This window comes from Salarchaeum sp. JOR-1 (assembly GCF_007833275.1).
Taxonomy (GTDB): domain Archaea; phylum Halobacteriota; class Halobacteria; order Halobacteriales; family Halobacteriaceae; genus Salarchaeum.
The window spans coordinates 1225673-1242300 of sequence record NZ_CP042241.1; the positions used below are offsets into that span (position 1 = coordinate 1225673).

Annotated in this window: 16 protein-coding genes and 1 tRNA gene; 12 read left to right on the top strand and 5 right to left on the bottom strand. The window is 67.7% G+C overall.

The window, feature by feature from the left end; translation table 11 throughout:
* Positions 1 to 2 precede the first annotated feature (2 nt).
* The 4 genes from secY to FQU85_RS07605 all read left to right on the top strand — a co-directional run bounded on the left by secY (position 3) and on the right by FQU85_RS07605 (position 4739).
* Complete coding sequence (gene secY, locus FQU85_RS07590; RefSeq protein ID WP_145846497.1) at positions 3 to 1466, top strand: preprotein translocase subunit SecY; 1464 nt, start codon at positions 3 to 5, stop codon at positions 1464 to 1466.
* 105 nt (positions 1467 to 1571) lie between these two features.
* Positions 1572 to 2906 carry a Trk system potassium transporter TrkA gene (gene trkA / locus FQU85_RS07595; RefSeq protein ID WP_145846501.1) on the top strand — a complete coding sequence of 445 codons (1335 nt, stop codon included), beginning with the start codon at positions 1572 to 1574 and terminating at the stop codon, positions 2904 to 2906.
* Entirely contained in the window at positions 2903 to 4459 is a 1557-nt protein-coding gene (locus FQU85_RS07600) for a TrkH family potassium uptake protein (protein WP_145846505.1), read from the top strand. The genes trkA and FQU85_RS07600 overlap by 4 nt, the downstream gene beginning before the upstream one ends.
* Before the next feature lie 67 nt (positions 4460 to 4526).
* Positions 4527 to 4739 (top strand): hypothetical protein, encoded by a 213-nt coding sequence (locus FQU85_RS07605; RefSeq protein WP_145846508.1) that lies wholly within the window; start codon positions 4527 to 4529, stop codon positions 4737 to 4739.
* Here the strand turns inward: FQU85_RS07605 and FQU85_RS07610 are convergent.
* On the bottom strand, positions 4729 to 5463 hold the full coding sequence (locus FQU85_RS07610; protein WP_145846512.1) for an Lrp/AsnC family transcriptional regulator: 735 nt from the start codon (positions 5461 to 5463) through the stop codon (positions 4729 to 4731). The genes FQU85_RS07605 and FQU85_RS07610 overlap by 11 nt on opposite strands.
* Positions 5464 to 5556: 93 nt before the next feature.
* Here FQU85_RS07610 and FQU85_RS07615 point away from each other — a divergent pair, with 93 nt between their 5' ends.
* The gene (locus FQU85_RS07615) at positions 5557 to 7926 is read left to right on the top strand and encodes an amino acid permease (RefSeq protein ID WP_145846514.1); all 2370 of its coding nucleotides are present in this window, start codon (positions 5557 to 5559) and stop codon (positions 7924 to 7926) included.
* On the opposite strand, the gene FQU85_RS07620 is transcribed toward FQU85_RS07615, so the two are convergent.
* The gene (locus tag FQU85_RS07620; protein ID WP_240792400.1) at positions 7927 to 10158 is read right to left on the bottom strand and encodes a universal stress protein; all 2232 of its coding nucleotides are present in this window, start codon (positions 10156 to 10158) and stop codon (positions 7927 to 7929) included.
* A gap of 78 nt (positions 10159 to 10236) precedes the next feature.
* On the opposite strand from FQU85_RS07620, the gene FQU85_RS07625 reads away from it, so the two are divergent.
* The 6 genes from FQU85_RS07625 (at position 10237) to FQU85_RS13325 (ending at position 14136) form a co-directional block, all read left to right on the top strand.
* Positions 10237 to 10884, top strand: coding sequence for an adenylate kinase (locus tag FQU85_RS07625; RefSeq protein ID WP_145846519.1), 648 nt, complete (start codon positions 10237 to 10239; stop codon positions 10882 to 10884).
* A 56-nt stretch (positions 10885 to 10940) separates the two neighbouring features.
* Positions 10941 to 11828, top strand: a complete 888-nt coding sequence (locus FQU85_RS07630; protein WP_145846523.1) for a DUF106 domain-containing protein — start codon at positions 10941 to 10943, stop codon at positions 11826 to 11828.
* A 43-nt stretch (positions 11829 to 11871) separates the two neighbouring features.
* On the top strand, positions 11872 to 12450 hold the full coding sequence (gene cmk, locus FQU85_RS07635; RefSeq protein WP_145846525.1) for a (d)CMP kinase: 579 nt from the start codon (positions 11872 to 11874) through the stop codon (positions 12448 to 12450).
* Entirely contained in the window at positions 12447 to 13316 is an 870-nt protein-coding gene (locus FQU85_RS07640; protein ID WP_145848772.1) for an RNA-guided pseudouridylation complex pseudouridine synthase subunit Cbf5, read from the top strand. The genes cmk and FQU85_RS07640 overlap by 4 nt, the downstream gene beginning before the upstream one ends.
* A gap of 49 nt (positions 13317 to 13365) precedes the next feature.
* Positions 13366 to 13435: transfer RNA gene (locus tag FQU85_RS07645), tRNA-Pro, on the top strand.
* 143 nt (positions 13436 to 13578) lie between these two features.
* Positions 13579 to 14136 (top strand): response regulator, encoded by a 558-nt coding sequence (locus tag FQU85_RS13325; protein WP_240792401.1) that lies wholly within the window; start codon positions 13579 to 13581, stop codon positions 14134 to 14136.
* Here the strand turns inward: FQU85_RS13325 and FQU85_RS07655 are convergent.
* Entirely contained in the window at positions 14133 to 14597 is a 465-nt protein-coding gene (locus tag FQU85_RS07655; RefSeq protein WP_145846529.1) for a hypothetical protein, read from the bottom strand. The two genes, FQU85_RS13325 and FQU85_RS07655, sit on opposite strands and share 4 nt — an antisense overlap.
* Positions 14598 to 14648: 51 nt before the next feature.
* Here FQU85_RS07655 and FQU85_RS13330 point away from each other — a divergent pair, with 51 nt between their 5' ends.
* Positions 14649 to 14810, top strand: coding sequence for a hypothetical protein (locus FQU85_RS13330; protein WP_168219951.1), 162 nt, complete (start codon positions 14649 to 14651; stop codon positions 14808 to 14810).
* Positions 14811 to 14873: 63 nt separating this feature from the next.
* Here FQU85_RS13330 and FQU85_RS07660 read toward each other — a convergent pair whose 3' ends face one another.
* A complete protein-coding gene (locus tag FQU85_RS07660; RefSeq protein ID WP_145846532.1) occupies positions 14874 to 16067 on the bottom strand; it encodes a bacterio-opsin activator domain-containing protein in 1194 nt (397 codons plus the stop codon).
* Positions 16016 to 16621: a response regulator gene (locus tag FQU85_RS07665; protein ID WP_145846536.1), complete on the bottom strand. Its 606-nt coding sequence runs from the start codon at positions 16619 to 16621 to the stop codon at positions 16016 to 16018. Before FQU85_RS07665 ends, FQU85_RS07660 begins: the two co-directional genes overlap by 52 nt.
* Positions 16622 to 16628: the final 7 nt, after the last annotated feature.

The window sequence follows — 16628 nt, forward strand, 5'->3', positions numbered from 1 at the left end:
CGATGGGCTGGAAGGAGGCTGCTGAACCGGTTCTCACGCGGATGCCCGCGGTCCAGCGACCGGAGGGACACGTCCCGTTCAAGCGCAAGCTGGCGTGGACGGCCGGCATCCTCGTCCTCTACTTCTTCCTGACGAACATTCCGGTCTGGGGCGCGGGCGGTCTCGCGGGCAACGACTTTTACGGTCGGTTCCGGAGTCTGCTCGCCGGCTCACAGGGGTCGGTGCTCCAGCTCGGTATCGGGCCGATCGTCACGGCGAGCATCGTCCTCCAACTCCTCGGCGGTGCGAACCTCCTTGGATTGGACACGAGCGACCCCCGAGACCAGGCGCTCTACCAGGGTCTCCAGAAAGTCCTCGTGCTCGCGATGATCGTCCTCACGGGCATTCCGATGGTGTTCCTCGGGAACTACCTCCCGCCGCAGCAAGCCGTCTATTCGGCGCTCGGCATCGGTGCGTTCGGGATGCAGATTCTGATATTCGCCCAGATCGCCGCCGGGGGCGTCCTCATCCTCTTCATGGACGAGGTCGTTTCCAAGTGGGGTGTCGGGTCAGGTATCGGGCTGTTCATCGTGGCCGGCGTCTCTCAGAGCCTCGTCACGGGCATTATTAGCCCGGCTGGCGGTATCATCGCGACGTGGATCGGCATCATCACCGGGGCGATTTCGGTGCCGCCGCTCCTCACGTCCCAGGGTTTCGGGTTCCTCCTCCTTGACGCCGCACTGCTCTCCATCTTCACGACCGCGCTCATCTACGGCGTCGTCGTGTACGCGGAGAGCGTTCGCGTCGAAATCCCGCTCAGTCACGCTCGCGTGAAGGGCGCACGGGGTCGGTTCCCGGTGAAGCTCATCTACGCGAGCGTCCTACCGATGATTCTCGTTCGCGCGGTCCAGATGAACATCACGTTCCTCGGGCGACTCATTCACAGCCAGCTCGGCGATGCGGGAATGCCGAACTGGCTCGGCGTCTACTCGAACGGGCAGGCCGTCAACGGCCTGTTCTACTTCCTCAGCCCGATTCAGAGTCGGGGGGAGTGGATGCCGTGGCTCGGGCAGTCCGCGGCCACGCACCAGTGGTGGGAGATACTGCTCCGTGTGAGCGTGGATCTCACGTTCATGCTCGTCGGTGGCGCTATCTTCGCCATCTTCTGGGTGGAGACCGCCGATATGGGTCCGGAGGCGACCGCGAAACAGATTCAGAACTCGGGCATGCAGATTCCCGGGTTCCGGCAGAACGTCGGCGTCATCGAGAAGGTCATGGAGCGCTACATCCCCCAGGTGACCGTCATCGGGGGCGCGCTCGTCGGGCTGCTCGCCGTGCTGGCGAACATGCTCGGCACCATCGGCCAGGTCACCGGGACCGGCCTCCTGCTCACGATCTCCATCACGTACAAGCTGTACGAGGAGATAGCGGAGGAGCAGATGATGGACATGCACCCGATGATGCGCCAGATGTTCGGGAACGAGTAACTCCCTTTTTAGCCGTTTTCCGCGATACGTAGCCCGCGGCTCGAAACTGTCTTTTGTACGGGATTCGAGACAGCGTGTATGAACGACGCTCGGGGTGTTCGCTGAGTGCGCATCCTCGTCATCGGCGCGGGCGAAGTCGGGTCGAGTATCGCGGGAAGCCTCGCGGACGCGCACGAGATCGTCGTGTTAGACGTGGACGGCGACCGCGTCGATTCGTTGACGTTCGAGCACGACGTGCTCGCGATTCAGGGCGACGGCACGTCCCTGGACGATCTGGAAGCGGCGGAGGTCGAGGCCGCGGACGTGGTCATCGCGAGCACGGACGAGGACGAGACGAACCTCGTCGCGTGCGGGACAGTCAAGACCGTTTCGGACGCGTTCACCATCGCGCGCGTAGAGCAGCCGTCCTTCCTGCGGACGTGGCAGCGATCCCGGGGCGTGTTCGGCGTGGACTTCATGGTGTGCACGGATCTCCTGACCGCGCAGGCCATCGTGCGCATCGTGGGGCTGCCGACGGCGCGGGACGTAGACCCGTTCGCGAACGGCCTCGTGCAGATGGCGGAGTTCGAGGTGGACGCGGACAGCCCGCTCGCGGGCCAGACGGTCGCGGAGGCGGACACGTTCGACGCGTTGACGTTCGCGGCGCTGGTGCGCGACGAGGAAGTCGTGTTGCCGCGCGGGGACACGGTCATCGAGGCGGACGACCAGGTCGTCGTCATCGGGCGGCCCGACCGCGTGGAGGCGTTCGCGGGCGCGGTGTCGCCGGAGGCGGAGACGGACGTGGAGGACGTGGTCGTGGTCGGCGGGAGCACGACGGCCTACCAGGTGGCGCGGTTGCTGGAAGAGCGCGGGCTGTCGCCGACCCTCATCGAGCAGGACGAGGCGCGGGCGCGCGAACTCGCGGAAGACCTGCCGAAGACCACGGTACTCCAGCACGACGCGACCGACCGCGACTTCCTCGAACGCGAGCACATCGGCGACGCGGACTTCGTCGTGTCGATGCTGGATTCGGACGAGAAGAACCTGCTCGTCGCCCTCCTCTCGAAGCGCGTCGGCGCGGCGCGAACGGTCGCGGTCGCGGACAACCCCCAGTACGTCTCGCTGTTCCAGACGGTCGGCGTGGACGTGGCGGTGAACCCCCGGGAGGTGACCGCGGAGGACATCACGCGGTTCACGCGCGAGCGCCAGGCCGAGAACGTCGCCATCATCGAACCGGAGAAGGCGGAGGTGCTCGAAGTCGAAGTCGGCCCGGAGAGCGTGCTCGTCGGCCGGCCGATTCGGGAGGCGGTCGCCGACCTCCCCGCGGGGTTCGTCATCGGCGCTATCACGCGAAACGGCGAGTTCGTCACGCCGCGCGGTGACACGGTCGTCGAGCCGAACGACCACGTCGTCGCGCTCGTGACGAACGAGGCGCACGACGAGGTCGCAGACCAGCTATGAGGCTGTGGGTGGAGTGGCGGGCGAGCGTCAGCCTCGTCGGCACGGTCGTGAAGTGGCTGTCAGTCCCCCTTCTGTTCCCGCTCGCGCTCGCCGCCTACTACGGGGACGGCGTCGCCGTGTTCGCCGCCACCATCGGTATCGCGTTCGCCGCGGGCTGGCTTCTCGAACGCCTGGACGACGACCCCGACCTGGGGTCGCGGGAGGCCTTCCTGATGGTCGCCCTGACGTGGCTCGCGGTGAGTGCCGTGGGCGCGCTCCCCTACCTGTTCGAAGCGCACGGAATCCCGGGCGTCGTCGCGGGAAGTCCGGACTCGACGCTCGCGAACCCCGTGAACGCGCTGTTCGAGTCGATGAGCGGGTTCACGACGACGGGCGCAACCGTGATGGGGAACATTTCGTTCGACCACCACTCGCGGGCGCTGATGATGTGGCGGCAGGTGACGCAGTGGCTCGGCGGCATGGGAATCGTCGTGCTCGCGCTCGCCATCCTCCCCCAGCTGTCGGTCGGCGGCGCGCAGTTGATGGATGCCGAGGCCCCCGGCCCGGGCCTGGAGAAACTCACGCCCCGCATCGCGCAGACCGCGCGACGGCTCTGGGGGCTCTACCTCGGTCTCACGGCGCTCGAAGTCGTCGTACTCGCGCTCGCCCACGAGGTCGAACTCGCCCCGAACATGGGGCTGTACAACGCGGTCGCGCACGGCTTCACGACGATGCCGACCGGTGGGTTCAGCCCGGCGGCGCGGTCTATCGAGGCGTTCTCCGCGGTCGCGCAGTGGATCATCATCCCGTTCATGGTCGCGGCGGGGACGAACTTCGCGCTGTTCTGGCATGCCACGGTCGGCGACCGCCACTTCCTCGACGACACGGAATTCCGCTGGTACGTCGGCTCGCTCGGCGTTCTCACCGCGGTTCTCGCCGGTCTCCTGTTCACGGGTCAGGTGACGGACGCGGAGAACGTCGGGCGCGTCGCGAGCGCGGTCGAACCCGCGCTCCGGCACGCCGCGTTCCAGGTCGCCGCCATCGTCACGACCACCGGGTACGCGTCGATGGACTTCACGCTCTGGGGGGAGCCCGCGAAGTACCTCCTGTTCGCCATGCTGTTCGTCGGCGGGAGCGCGGGCAGCACCGGCGGCGGTATCAAGATAATCCGCTGGATAGTCGTCGCGAAGTCCGTCAAGCGCGAACTGTTCACGACCGTCCACCCGGACGCGGTGAAGCCCGTGCGCCTCGGGGGGCGCGCGCTCGACGAGAAGTCCGTGCGCGGCATCCACGCGTTCACCCTCCTCTACCTCGGCATCGTGCTCGTCGGTACGTTCCTCGTCGCTCTCTTCGGCACGCACGGCGGCGAACCGCTCACGGTGTTCGAGTCGCTCGCCGCCACCGCTTCGACCGTCGGGAACGTCGGGCCGGGGTTCGGGTTCGCCGGGCCGATGGGGAGCTACCTCTCGTTCTCCGCGCCCGCGAAACTCCTGATGGTCGCGTTCATGTGGGTCGGCCGCCTCGAAATCTTCCCCGTGCTCGTCCTCCTCACCCGCTCCTACTGGACGAGTTAACGACAACGAAATATGCGAGTATTCAGTTAGTGTTTCCAGAATACGTAGATGCGGAACGAGGTATGGTATGCCACGAGTTGGCGCGGAACGTGGTCGGCGGGTGCTCGCGCAGCGAATCGCGGACACCACCGAGACCTGCGGGGACTGCGGGTTCACGGGGACGCTCCTCGGGAGCGCGTGGCGGATGTCCGTCGGCCAGCACCCCCGCCGCGACACGACGGTCTACCGGCTCCGCTGTCCCGACTGCGGCGAGCGAACCGCCGTCGAACTCACGCTCTGAACGCATCGAGCGTGTCCGTCGGCACGCTCGTCGATGAGTACACCTTCACGAGGTCGTCCGCGCGCAGCGTCGTGTCGCCCTTCGGCGTGATGGTCGCGCCGCCGCGCTCGACCGCGACGACGAGCACGTCCTCACCCACCAGCCCCGCCTCGTTCGCCTCCTGGAGCGTCTTCCCGTCCAGGGGCGCGTCCGCCTCCACCGTCACCGCGATGACCTCGTCGTCGGCCCCCCGTCCGAACGGCTCCCGGGACGCGTCGTCGGCTGCGCCCGGTCCGAACGGCCCGTACGGCCGGTAGTGTTCGTCCTGCAGGAGCGCCTCGTCCTCGATTTCGAGGCCGACGTTCGTCAGCTTCCGCGCGAGCCGCGAGAGGTCGTCCGTGTCCGTTCCCACCACCTTTACCGCGAGGTTCCCGCGGCCGCTCATCACCTCTCGCACCTGCACGACGCCCGGCACGTCGAGCGCCTGCTGGGCGAGGTGCGCGCGCTCCGACGCCGACGCCGTCGCCGTGATGACGTTCGTGAGCCGACCCTCCACGCGCTCGTAGTCCACATCCGCGTGGTAGCCGCGGATGACGCCCGCCTCCTCCAGTTTCGCGATGCGGTTGCGCACCGTCCCGGGGGACACGTCCATCTCCTCCGCGATGTCGGGGGCGCTCGTGTTCCGGGCGTCCCGTTCGAGCGCGTGGATGACTCGCCGGTCGAGGCCGTCGAAATCGTACTCCATACTTATATCCCGTTGCGGATTACGGAATAGTTGTCGAGTTCGTTGCGCCGCGCAGTCAGCACGCTTTTTACGGGCACGGTCGTCGTGTGGTCTATGTCTGACTCCGCGGAGGCCTCCGACGGGTCGCACGACGTCGAGGCCGAACTCTCCCGAGACATGGGTCTCTGGGGAATCACGTTCATCGGTATCGGCGCGATGATCGGCGCGGGCGTGTTCGCGCTCACCGGCTTCGCGGCCGGCCTCGCCGGGCCCGCGCTCCTGCTCGCGTTCCTCCTGAACGGCATCATCGCCTCCTTCACCGCGATGAGCTACGCCGAACTCGGCGCGGCGTTCCCGCGCTCGGGCGGCGCGTACAACTGGGTCACCGAAGCCATCCCCCGCCCCTGGGGCTTCTTCACCGGCTGGACGAACTGGTTCGCGCAGGCCGTCGCCTGCGCGCTCTACGCCGTCACGTTCGGCTCGTTCTTCACCGAGTTCTTCATCATTCTCGGCCCGCTCCACCACGACTTCGCCCTGTTCGGAGTTATCACGAAAACCGTCCTCGATAAGGCGCTCGCCGCCGTTATCGTCGCGTTCTTCGCGTACATCAACTACAGGGGGGCCGAGGAAACCGGACAGATCGGAATCGTCGTCACGACCATCAAGGTCATCATTCTCGGCGTGTTCGTCGTCTTCGGAACGCTCGCGACGCTCAAGGAACCGAACTGGACGGTCACCTTCCTCGGCGGCCAAGGCTTCTTCGCGAACGGCGTCACGGGCGTGCTCGCCGCGATGGGCTTCACGTACGTCGCCTTCGAGGGGTACGACATCATCGTCCAGTCCGGTGAGGAAGTCAAAAAGCCCGGAACGAACATCCCGAAAGCCATCTTCTACTCCATCGTCGTCGTCATCCCCATCTACATCCTCGTGGCATTCGCCGCAATCGGCGGTATCGACGTGACCGCCGACCTCCTCTCCATCGCCGGCGTCTCCGGAACACCCGCCGACTGGACGACCTGGCAGCTGCTCGGCGAACTCGGCGAACTCGGCATCATTCAGGCCGCCGGCCAGTTCGTTCCCTACGGTCTCCCCCTCCTCCTCATCGCCGGTCTCACGGCCACGATGAGCGCGCTGAACGCGACGCTCTACGCGTCCTCCCGCATCGCGTTCTCCATGAGTCGGGACAAACTCCTTCCCGACCCGCTCTCCCAGATCCACGACTCGACACGCGCGCCCTACGTCTCCATCTTCGTCTCCGGGGCCGTCATCGGGCTGATGGCTATCGTCCTCCCAATCGAGTCAGTCGCCGCGGCCTCCTCGGTCATGTTCCTCCTCCTGTTCTCGATGGTGAACATCGCCGTCATCGCGATGCGGAAGAACCGCCCGGATCTCGAACGCCCCTTCGAGGTTCCGTTCATGCCGATAACTCCGGTTCTGGGCATTTTCTTCCAGCTCCTCCTCGCGCCGTTCCTCCTCTACACGCTCGGTCTCGGATTCGGTGAGGACGGCTTCATCGCGCTCGTCACGATGACGATCTGGTTCGCGCTCGGCGTCGGCGTCTACTACAGCTACTCCCAGGAGCGCGAACTCGAACGCATGGAAGAACAGACCCCGGCGGTCGTCACGGAACGCGCGCCGGAAGACCGCGAGTACCAGGTCGTCGTCCCGGTCTCGAACCCGGAGAACGTCGAGCAGTTCATGCGGACCGCCATCGACCTCGCGCAGGAGAACGACGGCGAAATCCTCGTGATGAGCGTCGTCACCGTCCCCCAGCAGACGCCCATCGAGGAGGGCCGGGCGTTCGTGGACGAGAAACGCGAGGTCATCGACGAGGCGATGTCGTTCGCGGACGACGAGAACGTCCCCGTCTCCGGCACCGTCCGCATCGGCCACGACGTGTCGACGGCCATCCTGAACACGCTCGAACAGCAGTCCTCGGACGCCGTCCTGCTCGGGTGGCGCGGCCGCGGCCGCCGCCGCGACGCCGTGCTCGGAAGTAACGTCGACGCGGTCGTCACCGGCGCCCCGTGTGACGTGTTCGTCGAGAAAATCGGCGCCGACGCGGACGGATCCGTCGACTCCATCCTCGTCCCCGCGGCAGGCGGCCCGCACGGCGAACTCGCCGCCGAGGCCGCGCGCGCCGTCGCGCACTCCGAGGACGCGCCGGTCACCCTGTTCCGCGTCCGGGAACGCGGCGAGACCGACGGGGGCGAGAACGTGCTTGCCAACGTGCAGGCCGCGCTCGGCGATGTGGACGTGACCGTGACGGAAGTCGAGGCCGACGACGTCGCGGACGCCATCGTCGAGGAGTCCGCGAACCACGACCTCACGCTCATCGGCGCGACCCGCGAGGGGATGCTCCAGCAGCTCGTGTTCGGCGCGATTCCGGAAGAAGTCGGTCGCCGCGCCGAGTCCACGGTCATCATGGCGAAGAGAAACATCGGGATCACCTCCCGGATTCGCCGCTGGTTCCACTGGGAATAATCAGACAGTGAACCGGTTGAGGAGGTAGCGGACGACGGTGTGGCCGCGTGTCGTCATCGCGTGCGTTAGCGCAACCGTGCAGTCGAGTTTCTCCGCGAGTTCGTCGGGGAGCGACCCGAACACGACGTCGTAGAGCACGTGGCGGGCGGCGGTTCCGACGACGACGAGCTCGGAGTCAGTGGCGGCCGCGGATAGCGTCTCGAAGGCATCGTCCGTCCGCGCGAGTTCGAGTGCTGTCGCCGCGTCACAGAGCGCGGCGACGGTCTCCTGGTGGGCGAGTGCGGACTCCCGCTGAGCGTCGGTCGCGTCCGCGTCGAGCGCCTGCAGGAGGCGGAGCGTGGCGTCGTGTTCGCTCGCGATGGCGTCCGCGACGACGACCGCGAGCGGGTCGTAGGGGCCGCCGTCGGCGGCGACGGACACTTCGTGGATGTCGTCGGGGAGCCCGCGGTTCCGCACGAACACGAGGTCGCTGTCGGCGTGCTCGATGTACCAGTCGACGTCCTCGTCCATGAACTTCTCGTGGCCGAACTCGGGTTCGACCTCGCCGAACGCGACGTCGAAGTCGGCGGCGTAGTTCGCGACGGCGCGACGGACGTCGTGGGAGACGACTTCTGTGGCCGTGATGGGCACGTCGAACTGGCTGGCGAAGTCGTTCGTGCGGTTCTCGAACGCGACGTCGCCCGCGTTCACTTCGCCGGCGGCGCTCGAGAGCGACACTTGGTCGGGGACGACCTCGAAGCGCGCGACCTCCACGCTGCCGTCGCGGCGCGCGGCGACGGACGCGGCCATCCGGAGGAGGGGAGCGATCCGGTCGAAGGGGGCGTCGGCGTCCACGGCGACGAGGACGCGCTGGTCGTCCGCCGCGAAGGCGTCCCGGATGCCGTCCGCGGACGTTGCGTCCGCGCTCCGCCGGATCGCGTCGACCGCCGCGCCCTCGCGTTCGACGCGAGACCGGCCGTACAGGAGGTACCACGCGACCGCGGCGACGACGATGCCGCCGGCGCCGAGCAGGGGGAGTCTCCCCATGTACGTGAGGAGAACGAGGCCGCCGCCGATGCCGAACAGTTGGGGCCACGGGTAGAAGGGGGCGGTGAACTCGGGGTCGTATCCCTCGAGGTCGCTCTCCCGGAACGCGATGAGTGCGAAATCGATGAGGACGAACACGAGGAGTTGGAACGCGCTCGCGAGTTTCGCGAGCGCGACGACGTCGACGAACGCGATGAGCGCGAGCAGGACGACGCCCGTGACGCCGATGGACGCGATGGGCGTGCGGAAGCGGTCGTGCGTGGACGCGAACCGCTCGGGGAAGAGGCGGTCGCGCCCCATCGCGAGCGGGTAGCGAGACGAGGCGAGGATGCCGGCGTTCGCCATGCTCGTGAGCGCGAGCACGGCGACGACGGAGACGACCGTGATGCCGAGGTCGCCCGCGAACTGCGCGGCGGCGTCAGCCATCGGCGTGTACGAGTGCGCGAGCACGCCCGCGGGAGTGACGCCGACGACGACGAAGACGACGAACGTGTAGACGAGCATCATCAGCGCGATCGAGCCGAGGATGCCAAGCGGGATGTTTCGACCCGGGTTCTCGACTTCCTCGGCGACGCTCGCGATTTTCGTGACGCCCGCGTAGGAGACGAAAACGAATCCGGTTGCGGCGAGCAGGCCGTCGATTCCGTCCGCGAGGAAGGGGTGGTACTGGGCGTGGTCGACGTACGTGAGGCCGTCCCCGATGAAGACGAGGAGGACGGCGAGGACGACGCTCACGATGACGGCCTGGAGGCGGCCGGTCTGCTTGACGCCGAGGACGTTCACGGCGAGCAGGAGGAGTCCGAGTCCGAGCGCGATCGGTTTCACGGACGCCGCGAGCGTCGGCGCGAAGAGGGCGAGGTAGGCGCCGAGGCCGACGAGCGCGAACGCGCTCTTGAACACGAGGCTGAACCACGCGCCGATTCCGGCGATGGTACCCGCTCCCGGCCCCATCGCGCGGTCGATGTAGAGGTAGGTGCCGCCGGCCTCCGGCATCGCGGTCGCCATCTCCGCTTTCGCGAGCCCCGCGGGGAGGACGACGAGGCCGGCGAGCAGGTACGCGGCGATGACGGCGGGGCCGGCGAGTTCGGCGGCCAACCCCGGGAGGACGAAGATCCCGCTACCGACCATCGCGCCGATGCTCACCGTCAGCGTCGCGTACAGCCCGAGGTCGCGTTCGAGGGATTTCGGCATCGCGTTCTCAATCACGCTCGACCTCCTTGAATGCCTCCGGTGAATTCTCCCGCAATCGACCGCTTTATGCCCGTGCCGTGGGCACTGAAACGTATGACCGACGTCGACCCACGGATTCTCATCCTCGGTGCGCCGGGCGCTGGAAAGGGAACGCAGAGTCGCCGACTCGCGGACAATTACGGCATCGAGCATATCACGACGGGCGACGCGCTCCGCGCGAACAAGCACATGGAGACGGAGTACGGCACGCCCGCGGAGTACATGGACGCCGGCGAACTCGTCCCCGATCCGGTCGTGAACGAGATCGTGAAGGCCGCTATCGAGGACGCGGCGGGCTTCGTGCTCGACGGCTACCCCCGCAACGAGTCCCAGACGGAGTACCTCGACGGCATCACCGACCTCGACGTGGTGCTCTACCTCGACGTGGCCGACGACGAACTCGTCCGCCGACTCACCGGCCGCCGCGTCTGCGAGGAGTGCGGCGCGACCTACCACGTGGACTTCAACCCGCCCGAGGAGGAGGGTGTCTGTGACGAGTGCGGCGGCGACCTCTACCAGCGCGACGACGACACCGAGGAGACCGCGCGCGAACGCATCAGCGTCTACGAGGAGAACACGCAGCCCGTCATCGACTACTTCCGGGACGCCGGCCTGCTCGTCGAAATCGACGGCGAGCAGACGCCGGACGAGGTCTGGGCGGACGTCGAGGACGCGGTCGACGCCCACCTCGACGACGCGTAAGCGTCCGGACGAGTAGGGACAGGTTGATGAACGCCCGCTTCAGACTCTTTAGGTAGATGGCTCGAACCGAACAGACAGTCCGGTCGCTCGTCCGCGAGGATCCCGAGCTGGCGGACGCCCTCGAACGCCTCCTCGACCAGCAGGAAGGCGGCGAGGGGGACGCCCTGAAGTGGCGGAACGTGAAGGAGGACGTGACGACCGGGCAGTGGGGACGCCTCATCGAGAAGGGCGTGCTGGAGGACGCCGACGACGGCTTCCGGCTCACCGACACGGACGAAATCCGGGAGGCGCTCTCGGAGGACGTGGAGGCCGACGACGACGAGGATTCGAGTTGGTCGCAGTGGGACAAGATGGCGGCCGTCGGCGCGGTCGCGATGATGGCCGGCTACTCTATCGGGAGCGTTCGGAACACGGTCGGTCGGTTCCTCGACCTGGTGCTCGGCCCGCTCGACGCGATGCTCCCCTTCTACCTCGTCATTCTCGTGCTCGCGACCCTCACCGGACTCTACTCCACCATCCTCCAAGACAACCTCATGGACATGTCCGGGATGGGCGAACACCAGGAGCGCATGCAGGAGATTCAGGACGCCCAGAAGGAGGCGCGCGCGAACGACAACGACGAGCGCCTCGACCAGCTCCGCGAGGAACAGATGGAGCTGATGGGCGACCAGCTCGGCATGTTCAAACAGCAGTTCCGGCCGATGGTGTGGATCATGCTCATCACCATTCCAGTGTTCCTCTGGATGTACTGGATGCTGCTGGCGGGCCACGTCGACGGCGGCGAGGGATACCTCGTCCTCCCGATGTTCGGCCGGCTCGAACTCCTGGACGGCGTCGCCGGGTTCTTCCCGGCGTGGATCGTCTGGTACTTCTTCTGTACGATGAGCATCGGCCAGATCCTCCGGAAGGCCCTCAACGTCCAGACCGGTCCGGACACGGCCTGACGCGGTTCACAACCTCTTTACTTCGCGCGGGCTGAGGACTGATATGTTGATTACTATCTCGGGCCCGCCGGGCTGCGGGAAGTCCACGAACGCCGCCGCATTGGCGGACGCACTGGACTACGACCACGTCTCCGGCGGCGACATCTTCCGGGCGCTCGCGGACGAGCGCGGCCTCTCCCTCGCGGAGTTCAACGAACTCGCGGAGACGGACGACCAGATAGACCGCGATCTCGACCAGCAGTTGCGGGAGACCGCGCGCACGCGCGACGACCTCGTTCTGGAGTCCCGGCTGTCGGGGTGGATGGCGGGCGAGTACGCCGACCTCAAAATCTGGCTGGACGCCCCGCTCGAAATCCGGGCGGAGCGCATCGCGGAACGCGAAACCAAGTCCGTCGCGGACGCGCTCGCGGAGACCGAGGAGCGCGAGGCGTCGGAGACGGCGCGCTACCGCGAGTACTACGGCATCGACTTCGACGACCACTCCATCTACGACCTCGCCGTGAACACGGCGCGCTGGGGGGAGGACGAGACGCTCGACCTCCTGCTCGCGGCCGTCGAGGCCTACGACCCGAGCGCGGACGAGGGATCGACGCCGGTCGAGGGCGTTACGTACGAGTTCTGATGCGCGCACCACCCATGGAGCGGTCGGTCGAGAGCCTGCTCGAATTCGGAGTCGTGAACCTCGATAAGCCCCCGGGGCCGTCCGCGCACGAGGTGTCCGCGTGGGTGCGGGACTTCGCCGGCGTGGAGAAGGCCGCGCACGCGGGCACGCTCGACCCGAAAGTCACGGGCTGTCTCCCCGTGCTCACGGGGACGGCGCCCCGGCTCGCGCCCGCACTCTTGGAGGGGTCGAAGGAGTACGTCGCCGTGCTCGAACTCCACGACGACGCCCCCGGCGACCTCCGGGACGTGATCGCGGAGTTCGAGGGCCCGCTCTACCAGAAACCACCGCGGAAGTCCGCGGTGTCCCGCCGCCTCCGCGTCCGCGAGGTCTACACGCTCGACGTGCTCGAAGTCCGGGAGCGCCAGGCGCTCCTCCGAATCGAGTGCGAGAGCGGAACCTACGTCCGGAAGCTCTGTCACGACCTCGGGCTGGCGCTCGGCACGGGCGCACACATGGGCCACCTCCGCCGCACCGCGACCGGCCCGTTCGACGATTCGGATCTCGTGACGATGCACGAGTACGTGGACGCGCTCGCGGAGTGGCGCGACCGCGGGGCGGAGGACTGGATTCGCGGCGTCGTCCAGCCCGCGGAGAACGCGCTCGTCCACCTCCCGCACGTCACCATCGCGCCCTCTGCCGCGAGCGAGGTGGCGAACGGCGCGCCCGTCTACGCGCCCGGCGTCATCGACCACGACGACCCCGAGCCCGGCGCGCTCGTCGCGTGCGTCACTCCGAACGACGCCGCGGTCTGCCTCGGCCGCGCCACCGGCGCGCTCGACGCCGACTCCGGCGAAGCCGTCACGCTCGAACGCGTCCTCGTCTAGCCCGCGAAACGAAGCCCTTAACCCCGGGCCACTCCTCGAAACACGTGTGGGGCCGTGGGGTAGCGGTATCCTCGGCGCATGGGGTGCGTCGGACCCGAGTTCGAATCTCGGCGGGCCCACTTTTCAGCATTCGTTGCCACAGAGCGACTGCGACGAACTCGTACACGCCGCCCGGAGCCGTCCGTATCGAGTGTTCCGTCGGTCGTTTTACGATATTTGGTAGAAGGCTTTTATCAGTCTCACTGGAATGGTCGGGTATCGCGTGTCCCGGAATACTGTCGTCGTTGTCGAGGACGAACGATCCGTCCGCGACCTCTACACGGCCTGGCTCGCTGACGCGTACGACGTTCGGACAGCCGACACGCTCGCGGACGCTCGCGACGCGCTCGACGACACGGTGGACGCGGTGTTACTCGACCGGAATCTTCCGGACGGCACCGGTGACGACCTCCTCGAGACGATAGCCGAGCGCGACCTCACGTGTCGCGTCGCGATGGTTACGGGCGTCGAACCCGACATCGACGTGATTTCGCTGGGATTCGACGACTACCTCGTGAAGCCGGTGGAGCGTGACGTGCTCGTTGAAACCGTCGAGCGGCTTGTCGACCTCCACGACTACCCGGGGGCCGTCCGTGCGTACTATCAGATGGCCGCGGCGAAGGCGTCCCTGGAGGAGGCGAAGTCACCGACCGAACTCGCACGCGACGAGCGATACCGCGAGCTCTGCGGGGAGTTCGAGGCGCTTCAGGAACGAGTGGGGCCGACTGCGGGGACGACGAACCCGAACGTGGTTCGCGTGTTGTTCCGCGGTCTCGCCTAGGCGTCGCCGAAGCACTTCAGGACGAGTGCGAGGAAGCAGACCGCGCCGATAGTCGGAACGATGAGCGTCAACATCGGATGGCTCGTGATGTGTGCGGCCTTCGCCAGCCCCACGACGAGGTAGGCGGTGATGAACACCATCGCGGGGGCGAGGAGGAGCCACGCTGTCAGCGGGGATCGCTGTGTCGCCGTTGTCTCTCCGGTATCGGGCTTGGCGAACGCGATGTCCGTGACGCCGAGGCCGTGGGGCGTGCAGCGTCGTTTCACCATCCACCACGCGTCCCGCGCGTCGCTCGGGAGTTCGTGCACGAACACGATGAGGTAGTCGCAGCCGCGGCCGACGGTTTCGGGGTGTCGGTGGATGCCCGCGTGGCCGTACGCGGCGAGGCCGGCCACGAGTTCGACGCCGATGTTGTCGTCGATGAGCAGGTCGCAGTCCCCGCTTCCGTTCTGCACGGTCACGGGAACGTCACCGAGCGCTTGGCGGATTTCTCCCCGGATCCACTGCGCGAGATGGCGGCCCTCCGGTGGGGACGCGAGTTCGTCCGCATGGAGCGCTTGCTGGACCGATTCGAACAGGACTGCGGCGTCGTCGGGCGGCCGCTGTTCGGGTGTCGGCGTGGCGCGTGCGTTCCGCGCGGACTGATTCAGGGCTATTGGTCGTCGCTCCCCTGAACATCTCTCACGGTGCGGCCAAGTGTTACTGCCGAACCATATCGAGCGCGACCGCCCGTGACCCTAATCGTTTAGGCCGGCGTGTTCGCCGAACGCCTCCGCGAACACCGTGCCGAGCGCTTTCCGGAGGTGTTGGTGGAACGTCGGCGCGCTCACGCCCATCGCGCTCGCGACTTCCTCGCCGGTGTGCTCGCGCGGCCACGAGAAGAACCCGTGCTCGTACGCTGTTTTGAGGGCGGTTCGCTGTTTCTCCGTTAACGACTCCACGAGCACTGCCGGCTGGGACGCTCGCTGGGAGCGCCGCACCAGTTCGATGCCCGGGAGGCGTTCCTCGCACGCGGCCACCAGCGCCCGCACGGACCGCGTCCGCGGCACCGTCACCGACACCTCCAGTTCCTGGGGGGTCGCCGCGAGCGACTGCACGGACGCGCCGTGCGCCGCCAGCACGTCCACCGCCGGGAACTCGGACACCACCAGGCCGCCGAGCGCGCACTCGCTGTCCGCGTCGAACACGTCCGCGGACTCCACGGACACGAGCGCGTCCGCCGCCGCCGACACCGACGCGGGGTCGATATCGGCCGCCGCGACGTACACGAGCCACGACCCGTCGTCCTTCGACACGACCTCCTCCAGGTCGAACGTCGCGCCCGTCCGTCGCGCCATCGCGGATACCGGTCCCGTCGCGTCCGGCACCCGGAACGCCACTTCCACGTCCCCGCCCGTCACGAGGGCTTCCTTGCGCTCCACGGCGTTCACGGCGCTCGCCACCGTCGCCGCGAGCACCTCCAGCACCGTCACGTCCACGTCGTTGAAGCCGTCCGCTTCCGAGCCCGCGACGAGCACGCCGTGCGACCCGACGGACATCACGAGCGTCTCGAGTCCGTCGAACACGTCCGCGGCCGCCACGGTGTGCGTCTCCTCCGCGACGAACGCCGCCCACACCGGGGAGTCGTCCCCTAGCACGGGCAGGTCGTCGAGCGCTCCGTCGCCGGCCGCCGCGACGAGCGCGCGCTCGTCCCCGTCCCACCGGTAGAACGCCGTCCGGGACAGTCCGAGCAGGCTGTCCGCCGCCGCGACCGCGTGTTCGAACACGTCCCGCGGGGTCTCCGCCGTGATGAGTGCGCGCGTCGTCTCGTGCAGCGTCGCCACCGCCTGCTCGCGCGCCGCGCGCTCGCGCACGTCCCGTCCGACGCCCGCGACGTGCGTCACCTCGCCGTCGTCGTCCGTGATGCGGGAGAACGTGAACTCGAACGGCACACTCCCGGAGTCCGCACAGTCGCGTCGACGCGCGCACTTTCGTCCGCTATCGCGGCCTCGAACGCCTCCGCCGCGGCCGCCCGGTCGTCCGGCGCGACGAACGACTCCAAGTCCGCGTCGCTCGGGTCCACCTCCCCCATCACGTCCTCCAGCCGGGAGTTCCAGTGCGTCACCGTCCCCGAGCGGTCCGCGACGAAGAACACGTCTTGCACCGCCTCTAGTGCGTCCTCGACGAACGCCCGGCTCGCCGCGAGCTCTCGCTGCGTCTCGTACGCCTCCGCCGCGTTCACCACCGTGTTCGCGAGGATGTCGAACTGCCCCCGTCCGGGGCGCTTCTGCACGTACTCCGTCGCCCCCAAACTGATGGCGTCGCTCGCCACGTCCTCGCTCCCCGCCCCCGTCAACAACACGAACGGCAACTCGGGGCGCTCCGCCCGCACGCGCTCCAGGAGTTCCAGGCCGTCCATCTCCGGCATCTCGTAATCGCTCACCACGCACGAGAACCCCTCCCCGAGCCGGTCGAGCGCAGCGCTCGCGCTCGTCTCCGCCCCCAACGTAAAC

Coding starts and splice junctions, on each gene's coding strand:
- secY (WP_145846497.1), top strand. CDS start 3: ATGGGCTGGAAGGAGGCTGCTGAACCGGTTCTCACGCGGATGCCCGCG.
- FQU85_RS07600 (WP_145846505.1), top strand. CDS start 2,903: ATGAGGCTGTGGGTGGAGTGGCGGGCGAGCGTCAGCCTCGTCGGCACG.
- FQU85_RS07605 (WP_145846508.1), top strand. CDS start 4,527: ATGCCACGAGTTGGCGCGGAACGTGGTCGGCGGGTGCTCGCGCAGCGA.
- FQU85_RS07610 (WP_145846512.1), bottom strand. CDS start 5,463: ATGGAGTACGATTTCGACGGCCTCGACCGGCGAGTCATCCACGCGCTC.
- FQU85_RS07615 (WP_145846514.1), top strand. CDS start 5,557: ATGTCTGACTCCGCGGAGGCCTCCGACGGGTCGCACGACGTCGAGGCC.
- FQU85_RS07625 (WP_145846519.1), top strand. CDS start 10,237: ATGACCGACGTCGACCCACGGATTCTCATCCTCGGTGCGCCGGGCGCT.
- FQU85_RS07630 (WP_145846523.1), top strand. CDS start 10,941: ATGGCTCGAACCGAACAGACAGTCCGGTCGCTCGTCCGCGAGGATCCC.
- cmk (WP_145846525.1), top strand. CDS start 11,872: ATGTTGATTACTATCTCGGGCCCGCCGGGCTGCGGGAAGTCCACGAAC.
- FQU85_RS13330 (WP_168219951.1), top strand. CDS start 14,649: ATGGCGGCCCTCCGGTGGGGACGCGAGTTCGTCCGCATGGAGCGCTTG.